General features: G+C 59.9%; 18 protein-coding genes. 6 read left to right on the top strand and 12 right to left on the bottom strand.

The window, feature by feature from the left end; genetic code table 11:
- Positions 1 to 110: 110 nt before the first annotated feature.
- Positions 111 to 956 carry a peptide chain release factor N(5)-glutamine methyltransferase gene (gene prmC / locus GOV80_RS01095; protein WP_170782536.1) on the bottom strand — a complete coding sequence of 282 codons (846 nt, stop codon included), beginning with the start codon at positions 954 to 956 and terminating at the stop codon, positions 111 to 113.
- Entirely contained in the window at positions 953 to 2,008 is a 1,056-nt protein-coding gene (gene prfA, locus GOV80_RS01100; protein ID WP_170782537.1) for a peptide chain release factor 1, read from the bottom strand. The genes prmC and prfA overlap by 4 nt, the downstream gene beginning before the upstream one ends.
- Before the next feature lie 63 nt (positions 2,009 to 2,071).
- Between prfA and GOV80_RS01105 the strand changes: the two genes are divergently transcribed.
- Positions 2,072 to 2,359: a hypothetical protein gene (locus GOV80_RS01105; protein ID WP_170774443.1), complete on the top strand. Its 288-nt coding sequence runs from the start codon at positions 2,072 to 2,074 to the stop codon at positions 2,357 to 2,359.
- Here the strand turns inward: GOV80_RS01105 and GOV80_RS01110 are convergent.
- From GOV80_RS01110 to GOV80_RS01125, 4 genes are all read right to left on the bottom strand, one after another.
- Complete coding sequence (locus tag GOV80_RS01110; protein WP_170782538.1) at positions 2,300 to 2,707, bottom strand: DUF1499 domain-containing protein; 408 nt, start codon at positions 2,705 to 2,707, stop codon at positions 2,300 to 2,302. The genes GOV80_RS01105 and GOV80_RS01110 overlap by 60 nt on opposite strands.
- Positions 2,708 to 2,773: 66 nt before the next feature.
- Complete coding sequence (gene speB, locus GOV80_RS01115) at positions 2,774 to 3,721, bottom strand: agmatinase (protein ID WP_170774447.1); 948 nt, start codon at positions 3,719 to 3,721, stop codon at positions 2,774 to 2,776.
- A gap of 63 nt (positions 3,722 to 3,784) precedes the next feature.
- Positions 3,785 to 4,750, bottom strand: coding sequence for an agmatinase (gene speB / locus GOV80_RS01120; RefSeq protein WP_170782539.1), 966 nt, complete (start codon positions 4,748 to 4,750; stop codon positions 3,785 to 3,787).
- Between the two features lie 12 nt (positions 4,751 to 4,762).
- Complete coding sequence (locus tag GOV80_RS01125) at positions 4,763 to 5,926, bottom strand: M20 aminoacylase family protein (RefSeq protein ID WP_170782540.1); 1,164 nt, start codon at positions 5,924 to 5,926, stop codon at positions 4,763 to 4,765.
- A gap of 66 nt (positions 5,927 to 5,992) precedes the next feature.
- On the opposite strand from GOV80_RS01125, the gene mazG reads away from it, so the two are divergent.
- From mazG to GOV80_RS01140, 3 genes are all read left to right on the top strand, one after another.
- Positions 5,993 to 6,850 (top strand): nucleoside triphosphate pyrophosphohydrolase, encoded by an 858-nt coding sequence (mazG, locus tag GOV80_RS01130; protein WP_170774452.1) that lies wholly within the window; start codon positions 5,993 to 5,995, stop codon positions 6,848 to 6,850.
- Positions 6,851 to 6,913: 63 nt separating this feature from the next.
- Positions 6,914 to 7,852: a nucleoside hydrolase gene (locus GOV80_RS01135; RefSeq protein WP_170774454.1), complete on the top strand. Its 939-nt coding sequence runs from the start codon at positions 6,914 to 6,916 to the stop codon at positions 7,850 to 7,852.
- Positions 7,849 to 8,298, top strand: coding sequence for a GNAT family N-acetyltransferase (locus tag GOV80_RS01140; protein ID WP_170782541.1), 450 nt, complete (start codon positions 7,849 to 7,851; stop codon positions 8,296 to 8,298). Before GOV80_RS01135 ends, GOV80_RS01140 begins: the two co-directional genes overlap by 4 nt.
- 35 nt (positions 8,299 to 8,333) lie before the next feature.
- Here GOV80_RS01140 and GOV80_RS01145 read toward each other — a convergent pair whose 3' ends face one another.
- From GOV80_RS01145 to GOV80_RS01165, 5 genes are all read right to left on the bottom strand, one after another.
- Positions 8,334 to 8,501 carry a hypothetical protein gene (locus GOV80_RS01145; RefSeq protein ID WP_170782542.1) on the bottom strand — a complete coding sequence of 56 codons (168 nt, stop codon included), beginning with the start codon at positions 8,499 to 8,501 and terminating at the stop codon, positions 8,334 to 8,336.
- 324 nt (positions 8,502 to 8,825) lie between these two features.
- On the bottom strand, positions 8,826 to 10,103 hold the full coding sequence (eno, locus tag GOV80_RS01150; RefSeq protein ID WP_170774461.1) for a phosphopyruvate hydratase: 1,278 nt from the start codon (positions 10,101 to 10,103) through the stop codon (positions 8,826 to 8,828).
- Between the two features lie 124 nt (positions 10,104 to 10,227).
- On the bottom strand, positions 10,228 to 11,109 hold the full coding sequence (locus GOV80_RS01155; RefSeq protein WP_170782543.1) for a DMT family transporter: 882 nt from the start codon (positions 11,107 to 11,109) through the stop codon (positions 10,228 to 10,230).
- Positions 11,110 to 11,235: 126 nt separating this feature from the next.
- The gene (locus GOV80_RS01160; RefSeq protein ID WP_170774464.1) at positions 11,236 to 11,649 is read right to left on the bottom strand and encodes a Fur family transcriptional regulator; all 414 of its coding nucleotides are present in this window, start codon (positions 11,647 to 11,649) and stop codon (positions 11,236 to 11,238) included.
- A 74-nt stretch (positions 11,650 to 11,723) separates the two neighbouring features.
- The gene (locus GOV80_RS01165; protein WP_170782544.1) at positions 11,724 to 12,428 is read right to left on the bottom strand and encodes an endonuclease/exonuclease/phosphatase family protein; all 705 of its coding nucleotides are present in this window, start codon (positions 12,426 to 12,428) and stop codon (positions 11,724 to 11,726) included.
- Between the two features lie 165 nt (positions 12,429 to 12,593).
- Here GOV80_RS01165 and GOV80_RS01170 point away from each other — a divergent pair, with 165 nt between their 5' ends.
- A complete protein-coding gene (locus GOV80_RS01170; RefSeq protein WP_170774468.1) occupies positions 12,594 to 13,505 on the top strand; it encodes an FHA domain-containing protein in 912 nt (303 codons plus the stop codon).
- Here GOV80_RS01170 and GOV80_RS01175 read toward each other — a convergent pair.
- Complete coding sequence (locus GOV80_RS01175; RefSeq protein WP_170782979.1) at positions 13,481 to 14,899, bottom strand: protein adenylyltransferase SelO; 1,419 nt, start codon at positions 14,897 to 14,899, stop codon at positions 13,481 to 13,483. The genes GOV80_RS01170 and GOV80_RS01175 overlap by 25 nt on opposite strands.
- 86 nt (positions 14,900 to 14,985) lie before the next feature.
- Between GOV80_RS01175 and GOV80_RS01180 the strand changes: the two genes are divergently transcribed.
- Positions 14,986 to 15,405 carry a cupin domain-containing protein gene (locus tag GOV80_RS01180; protein ID WP_170782545.1) on the top strand — a complete coding sequence of 140 codons (420 nt, stop codon included), beginning with the start codon at positions 14,986 to 14,988 and terminating at the stop codon, positions 15,403 to 15,405.

Below are 15,405 nucleotides of genomic sequence, written 5' to 3' on the forward strand. Positions count from 1 at the left end.
TCGCTGACTATTCCTGAGTAAACATGTCCGGCAGGTTCAGACAAGGGGTTTGTCCCATTTTTCGCTGCTTTTTTACATCAATCGGCAGAAATCGGCCTCAGAACGTGTCGTCATTGCGGCATTCTGGCGAAAACGACGCGGTCGCGCCCATCCAGATCAGGAATAACGCGCGTCTCAGACAAACCTGCCGCATCAAAAAGCGCCGCCACGGCAGCGCCCTGCGTCGGGCCAATTTCCACCAGCAACCGCCCGCCCGGTAATAGAAAATCAGGCACACCGGCGGCGATGCGTCTGTACGCCCCAAGCCCATCCCCTTCGTCGGTCAGAGCCATGCGCGGTTCATGCTCGCGTACTTCCGGGGACAGCGCCTCCATTTCGGACAGCGAAATATACGGGGGATTCGAGACAATAAGGTCGTATTGACCCTCAATGTTTCCAAACCAATCAGATTGAAGAACCTCCACCCGGTCTTGTACCTGGTGATGCACGGCATTCGCACTGGTTTGCAGGCAGGCCGATTCACTCAGATCAACGCCAACGCCCGACGCGCTGGTGCGTTCAGCCAGCAAAGTGATCAGAATACAGCCCGAACCTGTGCCCAGGTCCAGAACGTGATCGAACGGCTCGCTCAGGGCGGCTTCGATCAAGGTCTCTGTCTCGGGGCGTGGGTCCAGAACATCGCGGCTGACACGGAACCGACGGCCGTAGAATTCACGCTCGCCCAGCAGATGCGACACCGGGACCCGAATGGCCCGCAGCGCGATCAACTGATCATAGCGTTCGGCGATTTCCGGGGCCAATTCTTCGGGCGCGATCAGGGTGACACGGCTGGCCTCGATCCGGGCGGCATGGGCCAGCAGAACACGCGCATCGCGCGCCGGATCATCGACCCCCGCCGCACGCAGCCGCGCCGTGGCGGCAACCATAGCCATAGCCGCTGTCTGCGGCCCGTTCATTGCGCCATCTCGGCCAACAAACGCGCCTGATCGTCGGCGGTCAGAGCGTCGATGATTTCGTCCAAATCGCCCTGCATCACCTGATCCAGCTTATAAAGCGTCAGGTTGATGCGGTGATCCGTCATGCGGCCCTGCGGGAAATTATACGTCCTGATCCGCTCGGAGCGGTCTCCGGACCCCACCTGACTGGCCCGATCGGCCGAGCGTTCGCTGTCGATCCGCTGACGCTCCAAATCATACAAGCGCGTTTTCAGCACCTGCATGGCAATCTCGCGGTTGCGGTGCTGGGACTTCTCGGAACTGGTCACAACCAGCCCGGTCGGAAGGTGGGTAATGCGCACCGCCGAGTCGGTAGTGTTCACATGCTGTCCCCCCGCGCCCGAGCTGCGCATGGTGTCGATACGGATGTCATTGGCGTCGACCTGAATGTCCACATCCTCAGCCTCGGGCAAAACGGCCACGGTGGCTGCCGAGGTATGAATCCGCCCCCCGCTTTCGGTTTCGGGCACGCGCTGCACCCGGTGCACGCCGGATTCGTACTTCATCCGGGCAAAGACGTTCTCGCCCTTGATATGGGCCACCACCTCTTTGATGCCACCCAGATCGGAGGCCTGTTCTTCGATGATCTCAAACCGCCAGCCGCGCGCCTCGGCGTAACGCTGATACATGCGCAACAGATCGCCTGCGAACAATGCGGCCTCGTCCCCACCCGTGCCCGGTCGGATTTCCAGCATCGCTGGGCGTGCGTCGGCCTCGTCTCGGGGCAACAGCGCCAATTGCAGCGCATGTTCTGCTTGCGGGATACGGGCCTGAAGATCAGGAATTTCCTCTTCGGCCAGTTCCTTCATGTCGGGGTCGGCCAGCATTGCCTCGGCCTCGGCCAAATCGGCCCGCAGCTGCCGCCAGGCCATGATCTGATCAACCACGGGCTTGAGATCCGAATACTCCTTGGCCAAGGCCGCAATATCTCCACCCGAGGCACCATCGGACATGGCCGCTTCGAGGTATTGGAATCGCTGGGTTATCTGCTCAAGGCGTTCTTCGGGGATCATCTGGGCGGTGTCCCCTAATATGCCGCTTTGGTCAAGGGCCGAGCTTGTGCTAAGATAGCCGACATGAAGGGGTTGGTTTTCGTTTTATCGCTGTTTGCGGTGCCTGCCATGGCGGATTACGTCGGGCCGGACGGCAAGGTGCGCGACTGCTATTGCACAGACAAATCAGGTGCACGCGTGGATTTGGGTGAGATGATCTGCTTGCAGGTCGATGGCCGCATGTTCATGGCACAGTGTCAGATGTCGCTGAACGTGCCAATGTGGCGCGAGGTGTCCGAGGGGTGTTTGTCCTCAGGGTTGGAGCGCAGCAAGCCACTCATCAACTCGGTCTCGGTTTACCCCAAAATCTGATCGCCCAAAGCGCAGGCGTGCATGGATGCGTAGGGTATCGCCGTCTTGCTGGACCGTGGTGTAGTCGGGAAAGCCGATCACTTTGCTGCGGGTAATGTAGGTGATCATCCCCTCATCCACTGACCCGGCCAGCACGGTAGTGCGCGGCGTGGCCTGCGCGATGTCGTCCAGTCGGGCAAGACCTTCCGGCCCGGTTTCAACGATGCGAATGACGCCGCCTTGCATATCCGTATCCGCCGTTGCAGTCAGCGGCATATGCCATTGGGCAGGGTCAGAGGGTGCGAGACGGATATAAACCCACAGAGCCACAACAGCCCCGACTAGCACCCAAACGACCATCTTCTTCATCCTGAACCTCGTGTTTCCGCAGAACCTATTTGGTTCTTAGCGCCCGGCAAGGCACCAAGCGCCCCCTTACCGTGACGTCACACTAGGCAGGATGCATAGCAGTTCGAAAAGCAGGTTTGCCGCCGTCAGCGCCGTCGTCCCCGCAGGGTCATAGGGCGGAGACACCTCGACCAGATCGCAGCCCACCACGTTCACCCCACTCAAAGCTTGAAGCAATTGCAGAGCTTGCGGCGTGGTCAATCCGGCGATCTCAGGCGTACCGGTGCCGGGCGCAAAGGCCGGATCAAGGCTGTCGATATCATAGGTGATATAGGTCGGATGCTCTCCGATCTCATTGCGAATTTGCGCGCCGATTACCGTCAGGTTCTGCTGCCACAACTCCCACGCGGGGAATTGCTTGAAACCCCAGCCCTTGGCCTGGGTGAAATCTGACGCCGCATAGCCCGAGCCGCGAATGCCGATCTGAAAGGTCTTGTCGGGGACGATCAGGCCCTCTTCATAGGCGCGGCGGAAGACGGTGCCATGGGTTTCACGCTCGCCAAACATCTCGTCATTCACGTCGGCGTGCGCATCCACATGCACCAGCGCCACAGGCCCGTGCTTGGCCGCGATCGCCCGCAGGATTGGCAGGGTGATCGAATGATCGCCGCCCATCGCAACTGGCGTCACCCCCTGCGCCAGAATGGCGTCATAGCTTTCCTTGATGATCTTCAGGCTTTCTGCCAGTGAAAACGTGTTGATCGCAAGATCGCCAATATCGGCGATCTGAAGGCTGTCAAAGGGCGCGGCAAAACTGGCCATGTTATAGGGCCGTATCATCGCACTTTCGGCGCGGATCTGTTTTGGCCCGAACCGCGTGCCCGACCGCCACGAGGTGCCGATATCCATCGGTATGCCCAGCACGGCCACATCCAGCCCCGCCAGAGACTCCGCCTGCGGCAGGCGCATGAACGTGTTCGGCCCCGAAAACCGCGCCAGATCATTGCCGCTGAGGGGTTGGTTAAACTGTGTCATGCCCGTATCTCTCCCGTCCGACCTTTTGGCTAAGGTGATACCGGAAAGATGGCTAACCAATGGTTAAGGCTGCAGTTTGTTCCATCCCAAAAGACAAATAATCTGCGTCGCCACATGGGCACCGGCGATCGCCGTCGCGCCCGAGGTATCAAAAGGCGGAGAGACCTCGACTACATCGCCGCCCTTGATGTTGATCCCGGCAATGTCACGCAAGATGATCTGCGCCTGAATAGAACTCAGACCACCCCAGACGGGTGTACCGGTGCCGGGGGCAAAAGCGGGATCCAATCCGTCGATGTCAAAGCTCAGATAAACGGGGCTGTCGCCCATGATCTCTTTGATCTTTTGCGCCACGGCGGCCGGGCCGGATTCGTAGACCTCGCGCGCATCGATGATGTTGACGCCCAGAGTGTCTTCGTTAGTGGTTCGGATACCCACCTGAACGGATCGCTTGGGGTCCACGATCCCCGATTTCACCGCCTTGTAGAACATCGTGCCGTGATCCACGCGGGTCATGTCGTCATCGGCCCATGTGTCCGTATGCGCATCGAATTGCAGCAGCGACATGGGCCCGTATTTCTCGGCATAGGCTTTCAGGATCGGGAAACTGATATAGTGATCCCCGCCCAAAGTGACCGAAGCGACATCAGCTGCCAGAATGGTGCGGATATGGTCGGTCAGCCTGTCGGGGAAGGCTGGGATATTGGCATAGTCATAGGCCATGTCGCCATAATCTACGATGGCCAACTCGCTGAGCGCATCGAAGGGCCAGCCATAGGGCGCATCGGGCGATTGCAGCGCGCTGGCCTCGCGGATTGCGCGCGGGCCCAGCCTGGTGCCGGGGCGGTTCGTCACCGCTTGATCGAACGGCACGCCGGTCACGGCGATGTCCACCCCTTTCAAATCCTTGGTGTATAGTCGCCGCAGAAACGACGTCGCTCCACCAAAGGTATTCTCGAACGACAGCCCCTTGAGGTCGGGGTTGGTGAATGCCTCATCCACCTGAGTTTTTGCGTCTTCCAGTCCCATGTCTTTTCCTTATCAGCCCAGTGGCTGTGCCTTTTCGACGATCCGCGCAAAGAAGGATGCCCCGATGGGCGCGATCTCATCGTTGAAGTTGTATTTCGGATGGTGCAGCCCGGCGCCATCACCCTGCCCCACAAACAGATAGGCACCGGGGCGCGATTGTAGCATGAATGAGAAATCCTCGGCCCCCATCATCGGCGGAACCTCGGTCAGCACGCGCTCATCCCCCGAGATATCGCGCGCCACATCGGCGGCGAATTCAGCCTTGGCGGCGTCGTTGATCGTGGCGGGGTAATTGACCTCATAATCCAGCCGAGCTTCGACCCCGTAAGACTGCGCCTGACCCTCCACGATCTGCGCCATTCGATCCATCACCATCTTCTGTACATTCGGATCAAAGGTGCGCACGGTACCGTTGATATAGGCAGTATCAGGGATCACGTTGTTCACAGAACCGGTATGGATCTGAGTGACCGAGACCACCAGATCGTCCAGCGCATAGTTGTTGCGACTGACAATGGTCTGAATCGCCTGCGCAATCCCGCAGGCCGCCATCACAGGATCGCGGGTTTCATGCGGCATCGCCCCGTGGCCGCCGACACCTTGAATATGAACTTCAAACGTGTCCACCGCAGCCATGATCGGACCGGTATTGGTCTGAAACATCCCCTCGGGCACGCCCGGCGCATTATGCAGGGCGTAGACCTGAGAGATGTCGAACCGCTCCATGATGCCTTCCTCGACCATGACGCCCGCGCCGCCGCCATCCTCTTCGGCGGGTTGAAAGATCAGGGCCACGCGGCCCGAAAAATTCCGCGTCTCGGCCAGATAGCGCGCCGCGCCCAGCAGCATTGTCGTATGTCCGTCGTGACCGCAGGCGTGCATATTCCCCGGCTTGGTCGAGGCATAGTCCACCCCGGTTTCCTCAGGGATCGGCAGCGCATCCATATCAGCGCGCAGACCGATGGTAGGCCCTTCGCCCTGCCCGTTGATAATGGCGACGATGCCGGTGGTCGCGATCCCCTCGTGAATCTCGTCCACACCGAATTCACGCAGACGCTCGGCCACGAAAGCTGCCGTTTCATGGCATTCGAATTTCAGTTCAGGGATCGTATGCAGGTGCTGCCGCCACGCGGTCATATCGGCGGTATAATCGGCAATTCGGTTGACGACGGGCATCTGGGGTGGACTCCTGTTGCGGTCTGCGGAATGGATGCATCTGACACCGGAACGAAAGGGTTCGCAATGGCCGAAAATCCTCTGATCCACGATAAAGACGCAGGCATCGAACGTCTGCTGGAGATCATGCGCCGCCTGCGCGACCCGCAGACTGGCTGTCCGTGGGATATCGAGCAGGATTTTGCGACCATTGCCCCATACACGATCGAAGAAGCCTATGAGGTCGCTGATGCTATCGAACGCGAGGCTTATGACGAGCTGAAGGGAGAGTTGGGCGACCTGCTGTTCCAATCGGTCTTTCACGCACAAATGGCTGAAGAAGCTGGGCATTTCACCTTTCAAGACGTGGTCCGCACCATGTCCGACAAGATGGTTGCGCGTCACCCACATGTGTTCGGTGACGAATCCCGCGACAAGTCTGCCGAACAGCAGACGCTGGATTGGGAAACGATCAAGGCAGCGGAACGTGCAGGTAAGGAACAGAAAGGCGCGCTAGACGGTGTGGCCGCGAACCTGCCTGCCCTGCTGCGCGCGCACAAGCTGCAAAAACGCGCCGCGCGCGTGGGGTTCGACTGGCCCGACGCCAGCCATGTTCTAGCCAAGATCACCGAAGAGGCCGCCGAACTGGAAGAGGCCCGCGACAGCATGGATGCCGATGCACTCGAAGACGAATTCGGCGATCTGCTGTTTGTGATCGTCAATCTGGGCCGTCATCTGGGGATCGAGCCCGAAGCCGCCCTGCGCCGCACCAATGCCAAGTTCACTCGCCGGTTTGAACAGGTCGAATCCCGTCTGGCCGAACGCGGTAAAACACCCAGCCAAAGCGATCTGGCTGAGATGGACGCGCTGTGGGACGAGGTGAAAACCGAGGAGCATCGCGCCAATGGCAAACTCCCGCCGGTGGATGTCGCCACGGGGGTCTGAAACCGCTGGACAAGTGCTGTGACACTTGCGAGTGTCCGCCCTTCACGACCCCCGGAGACACCCATGCCGCGCAAAATCATTATCGACACCGACCCCGGTCAGGACGACGCCGTTGCCATCCTGTTGGCGCTGGCCAGCCCGGATGAAATCGACTTGCTGGGCGTAACAGCCGTCGCCGGGAACGTGCCGCTGGAGCTAACCGCCAAGAACGCGCGCATCGTCTGCGAACTGGCCGGCCACACGGACGTGCCGGTTTATGCAGGCTGTGATCGGCCGCTGAACCGCCCTTTGGTCACAGCAGAACATGTGCACGGCAAAACCGGACTGGACGGTCCCGTTCTGCCCGATCCGCAAATGCCGTTGGCCCAAGGGCACGCGGTCGATTTCATCATCGACACCCTGCGCGCGCATGAGCCGGGCACGGTGACTCTATGCCCTCTGGGGCCGCTCACCAATATTGCGACGGCTTTCACCAAGGCCCCCGATATCGTTGACCGGGTACAGGAAATCGTGCTGATGGGTGGGGCGTACTTTGAGGTCGGCAACATCACTCCGGCGGCGGAATTCAATATCTATGTCGACCCTGAAGCCGCTGATATCGTGTTCAAATCCGGCGCGCACATCGTTGTTATGCCACTGGACGTGACCCATGACGCGCTGGTCACGCCACACCGCAACGACGCCTTCCGCGCGCTGGACAGCAAGGTCGGACACGCAGTGGCCGAGATGACTGATTTCTTCGAACGGTTCGACAAGGAAAAATACGGATCGGAGGGCGCACCCCTGCACGATCCCTGCGTCACCGCCTATCTGATCCGGCCTGAGCTGTTCTCGGGCCGTCACATCAATGTCGAGATCGAGACCCAGTCCGAGCTGACACTGGGCATGACCGTTGCCGATTGGTGGCGCGTCACAGATCGCCCGGCAAACGCCATGTTCATGGGCAGCGTCGATGCACAAGGGTTCTTCGATCTGCTAACCGAACGGCTGGCTCGACTATGAGTGCGGCACTTAAACTCGCCCGGCCTGAGGATCTGGGCCGTCTGATGACCCTTGTCGCCGCCTTTCACGCCGAAGCGGGCATCGATCAGGACGCTGATCACCGGCGCAACGCGCTGGCACCGCTGCTGGACGGTATTCCCCATGGCTGCGTATATTTGATCGGTCCGGCGCGTGCACCGCTTGGATACGCGGTTTTGACCTTTGGGTGGTCTGTCGAGTTCGGCGGAATGGACGCCTTTATCGACGAGATTTACATCCGCCCCGCCGTGCGGGGTCGCGGCATCGCCACCGAGGTGCTGCTGGACCTGCCCAAAGCCCTTGCCAGTGCCGGGCTGACCGCCCTGCACCTTGAGGTCGACCGCACCAATGAAACCGCGCAGAACCTATATCTGCGCACCGGCTTCAAACCGCGCGATCGCTATGTATTGATGAGCAAGAAGCTCTGATAGCAGTCTTTTGTCAGCCCCCCAGCGACAGCACGTTAGCGCAACTCGCCTCTATACATATAGATCGGCGCATCCATGTCTTTGACGGGGTCGGTTGCCGAAACTGACTGCCCTGAAACCGGGTAAACACCTGGTGCCGAGCAGGCCGCCAGAAAAACAGTACTAATCACTGTTGCCGCAAGAAGGAATTTGGAACCAGTCATGGTATTCTCCTTTCGAGTAGTGACCTCAGGTTAGGGTTTGGCGGCCTCGCCCAAATAGGGAAAAGTTCACACAAAATTGCCTTTATGTTGCCACAATATTGGCAACTACCTGCAAACGTTGGACAAAAATTTTTCAAAAAATTGAAGATTCTTTACCTAACGTAACCTGCGCGCACTTTTCAGGCGACAGCACGAGGTTTTCAACGCGCATAAAGGGTGCGGATCGGACAATCCGCATAACCGATTCCCCACGAGTTCAGGGCGAGAGACGAAAAAGCCCGGCCTTCCAGCGAAGACCGGGCCTATTTGCGTCTTTTGGTACGATCAGCGTTTGAGGATCGAAGCCCCCGCATATTCTGCGACCTCACCTAGCGATTCCTCGATGCGGATCAGCTGGTTGTATTTGGCTAGCCGGTCCGACCGCGCGAGGCTGCCGGTTTTGATCTGACCGCAATTGGTCGCAACCGCCAGATCTGCAATGGTGGCGTCCTCGGTCTCGCCCGAACGGTGCGACATCACGTTGGTGTACCGCGCGCGGTGGGCCATATCGACTGCGCGCAGCGTCTCGGTCAGCGAACCGATCTGGTTCACTTTGACCAGCATCGAGTTCGCACAGCCGCGATCGATGCCTTCGGCCAGACGTTCAGGGTTGGTCACGAACAGGTCGTCACCCACCAATTGCACCTCGTTGCCGATGGCGTCGGTCAGAGCTTTCCAGCCGTCCCAGTCATCTTCGGACATGCCGTCTTCGATCGAGATGATCGGATAATCATTGACCAGCGCCGCCAGATAGGCCGCGTTTTCCTCGGACGTCAGTGTTGTGCCCTCGCCCGCCAGCACGTATTTGCCGTCTTTGTAGTATTCGGTCGCGGCGCAATCCAACGCCAGGTGGATTTCTTCACCCGGTTTGTAGCCAGCCTTTTCGATGGATTTCAGGATGAAATCCAGCGCCTCGCGCGTGCTGGCAATGTTGGGGGCAAAGCCGCCCTCATCACCGACGCCGGTGGCCAGACCGGCCGAGGACAGCTCTTTTTTCAGTGTGTGGAACACTTCGGACCCCATGCGCACCGCCTCGCGGATATTCGCGGCCGAGGTCGGCATGATCATGAATTCCTGAATGTCGATTGGGTTGTCGGCATGTTCGCCGCCATTGATGATGTTCATCATCGGCACTGGCAGAACGCGGGCCGAGGTGCCACCCACATAGCGGTACAGAGGCTGGGTGGTAAAATCCGCCGCCGCTTTGGCTGCCGCCAAAGAGACACCCAAAATAGCGTTTGCGCCTAGACGACCTTTGTTTTCGGTCCCGTCCAGTTCGATCATCGCCTGGTCGATGGCGACCTGTTCAGTCGCGTCAAAACCCACAAGCTCCTCGGCAATCTCGCCGTTCACGGCAGCGACCGCTTCCAGCACGCCCTTACCCATGTAGCGCGCCTTGTCACCGTCACGCTTTTCCACCGCTTCATAGGCGCCGGTAGACGCGCCCGAGGGCACAGCCGCGCGGCCCATGGTGCCATCTTCCAGGATCACGTCCACCTCGACCGTCGGGTTGCCCCGGCTGTCCAGAATTTCGCGTGCGTGGATGTCGATAATCGTGCTCATGAGGCCCGTCCCTGTGGCTGCAATCCGTTGCACGCCTCATACCATCACCGGGCAAAAAGTAAACCATTCATGTTAACGCTAACACATTGCGCAGCAGGTGTTTGCGCAAACCTGCGACGATCCGTCAAGCCGCAGCCACCATGACCCGCGCCAAACGACGTTCCCGCAGGAAAGTGTAAAGACCCGATCCCAGGATCAACGAAGCCCCCGCAATGGTCATCAGATCCGGGCGTTCGCCGAACATGATCATGCCCGCCGTGATCGAAAACACCAGCCGCGTATAGCGGAACGGAGTCAGCGCCGAGGCGTCCCCCACTCGCATCGCCGTGACGATGCCGTAGTAGCCCAAAACACTAAACAGGACGGCCCCAATCAACGGCCCCATCTGCGGGCCTGCGATCGGCACCAGCGATTGTGTTTGAACCACCATTAGTACCAATCCACCCAAGATCGCCGCGACATAGGCCTGCATCGCTACCACGGACGAGGCGATATCAGCGTCCAGTCGCCGCGTAATCAGATCGCGGGCGGCGATACAAAAAACGCTGATCACAACCAACAGGGTCTCGGGCTGGAACCCGGCCAGACCGGGGCGGATGATCATCAAAACGCCCAGAAACCCGACGCAGACCGCACTCCACCTGCGCCAGCCGACCTGCTCACCCAGAAACAGCGCCGCGCCGACAGTTACGGCAAGCGGCAATGCCTGGAAAACAGCGGCGACTGTGGACAGATCAACTAAGGCCAGCGCAGTCACGAAGGCAATCGCACCGACCCCTTCGCTGACTGCACGGACAAGTGGCAAGGGGCGCCACGCAGCCCGATCAAAGATGCGCTTGCGCGTTACGACGGTCATCACCGCAAAGATCAGGCCGCACACCGCGCCCAGCAAAATCATGATCTGACCGGTCGGCACCGAAGCCGACAGGTGCTTGATGAACATATCCTCAAGCGCAAAAGCCGCCATTGCGCCGACGACCAGCAAGATGCCGTTTACGTTGTTCATGATCCGATCCGTCAGAGGAGCGCTGTTCGCCCGATCACAGAAATCGAACGCGGCTTGGTCAGGCAAGTCCTATCCGCATGGAATACATGAATTCGCGTGCGGTCACCGTTCGCGATTCGTGATGAATCAGTCCTGTTCCAGCGGAACACCATAGAGCTCCAGCCGGTGGCCTTTCAGCTTATAGCCCAGCTTGGCCGCGATCTTTTCCTGCAAAGCCTCGATCTCGGGGTCGACGAATTCAATGACCTGCCCCGATTGCATGTCGATCAGATGGTCGTGATGGTCCCGTTCAGCATCCTCATAGCGCGCGCGGCCATCACCGAATTCCAGACGCTCGAGAATCCCGGCCTCTTCGAACAGCTTCACAGTGCGATAGACCGTCGCGATGGAGATCCCCGCATCGACCTTTGAGGCGCGGGCATACAGTTCTTCTACATCCGGGTGATCGTCGCTTTGTTGCAGCACCTGGGCGATGGTTCGGCGCTGACCGGTCATGCGCAGGCCCTTGGCCTCGCAACGGGCGATGATCGTGTCGGACATGAGTGACCCTCGGGGTGTATTCGGTTCTCTGTCTTAATACGTCTGCGCACTCTGCGCCACAGGGGAATTGTATCTTAGGCAACGCGCCGCAGGTCGGCCCAGATCGGCAAATGGTCCGAGGCGATATGCGCAGGCCGCGCATCGTGAACGCCATGCACCACAGCCTCAAGCCCTGCGCCCACCGCGATGCGATCCAGCGCGCCCAAAGGTTGCGCTGCGGGAAAGCTGGGAACCGGAGGCAGAAACCGCATGTCAGGCGCCAGATGGTCCAGCACCGGCTGGCGTGACCATTCGTTGAAATCCCCGGCCCAGACCGTGGGCATCTGCGTCAGGTCAACGTCACAGCGGCGGATATGGGTGATCTGCTGACGGCGCGATGCGGGCAGCAGACCCAGATGCATGCCCATCACGCGCAGCGGCCCGATGGGGGTGTCGAATTCAACCCGCACCGCCCCCCGAGGCTCCAGCCCCGGAAGGTCGTGATGTCCGGTCTGTCGCACTTGGATCGTGTCGCCCTTCCAGATCACCGCATTTCCATGCCAGCCCAGACTGCCTGCCCCACCAAGATCGACAATCTGCCATCCGGCCTCGTCCAGCATGAAATGCGGCAGGGCTGCGGGGCGCGGTGGCAGGCGTTTGTCGGCCTCCTGCAACACCACGATATCGGCCTTCATATTGTCGATGACCTGCATGATGCGCTGCGGCTGGCGGCGGAAATCAAGCCCGACGCATTTCTGGATGTTGTAGCTGGCAATGCGAAGCGTTGGCGTGGATGTCATAGCGCTCGGATCAAATATCTGACCACAACAGTGCCACGCCCTGCGCCCAGCGCAACAGTAAATTTCCGCGCGTGTCGAAAGGATCGGATGTGCAAGAGGGTTTTCGCCTTGTATACCCTTTGGCATAATAGTCCATACACCGCCTGCCCAAGCCGAGGACCCCACGTGAGCACCACCTTCGCGACCCTGGTCATTGCTGATATTTCCGGCAGCACGCCTTTGTACAAGGCCGTGGGCGATGCCGAGGCACAAAGGCTGATCCAGTTGGAACTGGATCGCCTGCGGCGCGTCCTGTTTGAGCATGGCGGGGTGCAGGTCGGTCAGAAGGGGGACGATGTTCTCAGCTATTTTAAGGATGCGGATGCGGCAATCAACGCCGTTCTGACCCTGATCGAAGGATCACCGGAAACCTCGCTGTCGGTCCATGTCGGCGTTCACTGTGGGCCGATTGTCATTGCGGAAAAGGGTGTCTATGGCGAGGCCGTGAACGTAACCGCCCGTCTTGCCTCTGTGGCCAATCCCGGCGAGGCCTGCGTCAGTGACGAAGCCGCCGCGTTGCTGCACAACGGCGCGCGCCAGATGCTGACCCCGCTGGGTCAGCTCAACCTCAAGGGTTTGACCGAACAATTCGCGGCGCATTCGCTGATCAGCCCTACGGCAAATTCCTTCACCCAAACCCGCCTGCCCCAATCCTATGGCCGCACCGAAGACAATCTTGCCGCACCCGAGCATCTGACGCTGGTCCTGCGACACGAGGGCCAAAGCTGGAGCTGCCCCGACAATGGCGAGCTGACGGTTGGTCGATCGCCGGGATGCGACGTGGTGCTCAGCCAGCCTTGGGTGTCCCGTCTGCATATGGTGATCACCATGAAAGACGGCAGGCTGATCCTGTCGGATCGCAGCACATCAGGCACCTATGTCAAATCCGAAGGCGGGCGGGAAATCCAGCTTAAGCGTGAAACTGTCATGCTGGCTGATAGCGGCCTGATCTCTCCCACATTGCCCCTCGAACATTCCGAGGCCTGTTTAGAATTCGAGATCCTAGGCCGTCGTCAGGTGCCGCAAAACGTGGCGTGAACCACTTCACCTTCCGAAGGCGGGCGCGTCAGGTCGATCGCTTCAGGCTGATCCTCATAGGGGCGCGACAGCACGTCATTCAAACGGTGGAACGGGGCATAATCGCCCCGTAAGGCGGCTTGTATCATCTGCTCGACACGGTGATTGCGCGGGATGAAAACCGGGTTCGCCGACATCATGGTGGCACGTGGATCGTTTTCCCGCTGCAGCCGCGCCTTCCAAGCATCGGCCCATTGATCAAAGGCCTGCGGGTCTGTGAACTGATCGCGCGCAGTATCACCGCCCAGCGCGCGGAAGGTATTTGTAAAGTCGGCCTGGTTCTGCGCCATTCGCGCCAAAAGGTCCGAAACCAGTTGCCGATCCCCGTCCTCTTCGGTCACAAGCCCGATCTTGGCCCGGAACCGCGTTAGCCAATGCTGTTCCATCAGATCGGGCATGGCGTGAACGATCTCGGTCGCTTCTTCCACAGCGGCCTCTTTGTCGTCTATCTGCTGGATCAGGGCCGTCGCCAGTTGCGCCACGTTCCACACCGCGATGCCGGGTTGGTTCGAATAGGCATAGCGCCCCATCCGGTCGATCGAGCTGTAGACCGTATTCGGATGATAGCTGTCCATGAAGGCGCAGGGGCCGTAATCAATAGTCTCACCGGCAATCGAGCAATTGTCGGTGTTCATCACCCCATGGATGAAGCCCACGCTCATCCACCCGGCAATCAGTTCAGATTGCGCCTGCGCCACGGCGCGCAACAGACCCATAGGACCCGCAGCCTGCGGATAGTGGCGTTCGATGGCATATTCAGTCAGGCGGCGCAGGCTGTCCAACTGCCCTCGCCCGGCAAAGACCTGAAACGTCCCCACGCGCAGATGGCTACGTGCGACGCGGGTCAGAACCGCGCCCGGCATGGGTTCTTCGCGGAAAACAACCTCGCCCGTCTCGACAGCAGCCAAAGCCCGCGTCGTGGGGATGCCCAGCGCGTGCATCGCCTCGGACACCACGTATTCGCGCAACACAGGCCCCGACCAAGCGCGCCCGTCCCCCTGACGGCTAAAGGGCGTGGGGCCAGACCCTTTCAACTGAATATCCCGGCGCAGACCGTCTGTTCCGACGGTCTCACCCAGCAAAACCGCGCGCCCGTCCCCCAACTGGGGATTGTAGTTGCCGAATTGATGCCCTGAATAAAGCTGCGCGATGGGTTCGGCCCCCTCGGGGAGCGTATTGCCGGCAAAAGCCTCGGCCATGTCCTGCACCTCACCCGGTGTGATCCGCAGGACCTTCGCCAGATCGGTGTTAAAGGCGATCAATTGCGGCGCGCGCACAGGCACTGGGGCCTGCCGGGCGTAGAAGCTGTTGGGAAGGCGGGCGTAGCTGTTGTCAAACGGGATCGTCAGGGTCATGTGCCAAAGATATTCCTCATCCACGCGAATACCATAGCGGATCACGCAATCCCGTGCATAATCGCTCCAAACACCCCGAGGGCCCCATGACCGCACAAGAGATTATCGACCACCTGAACCTGCAACAGCACCCCGAAGGGGGATGGTTCCGCGAGACATGGCGCGCCGACAACGCAGGCCGCGCCAGCGGTACCTGCATCTACTTCCTTCTGGCCGAAGGAGAGCGCAGCCACTGGCACCGAGTCGATGCGACCGAGATCTGGCTGTACCACGCCGGTGATCCACTGATCCTGTCGCTCAGCGCCTCGGATGCGGGGCCTGCCACAGATCATATGCTGTCCCCCGACCTGACCAAAGGCGCGCCGCAACTCATCGTCCCCAAGGGTCATTGGCAGGCCGCACGCAGTACCGGAGCCTATACGCTGGTCAGCTGCACGGTTTCTCCTGGGTTCGAGTTCGATGGCTTTGAACTGGCCGCACCGGGTTTCGATATACCAAAGGGTTAG

This window comes from Ruegeria lacuscaerulensis, from assembly GCF_013034685.1.
Taxonomy (GTDB): domain Bacteria; phylum Pseudomonadota; class Alphaproteobacteria; order Rhodobacterales; family Rhodobacteraceae; genus Ruegeria; species Ruegeria lacuscaerulensis_B.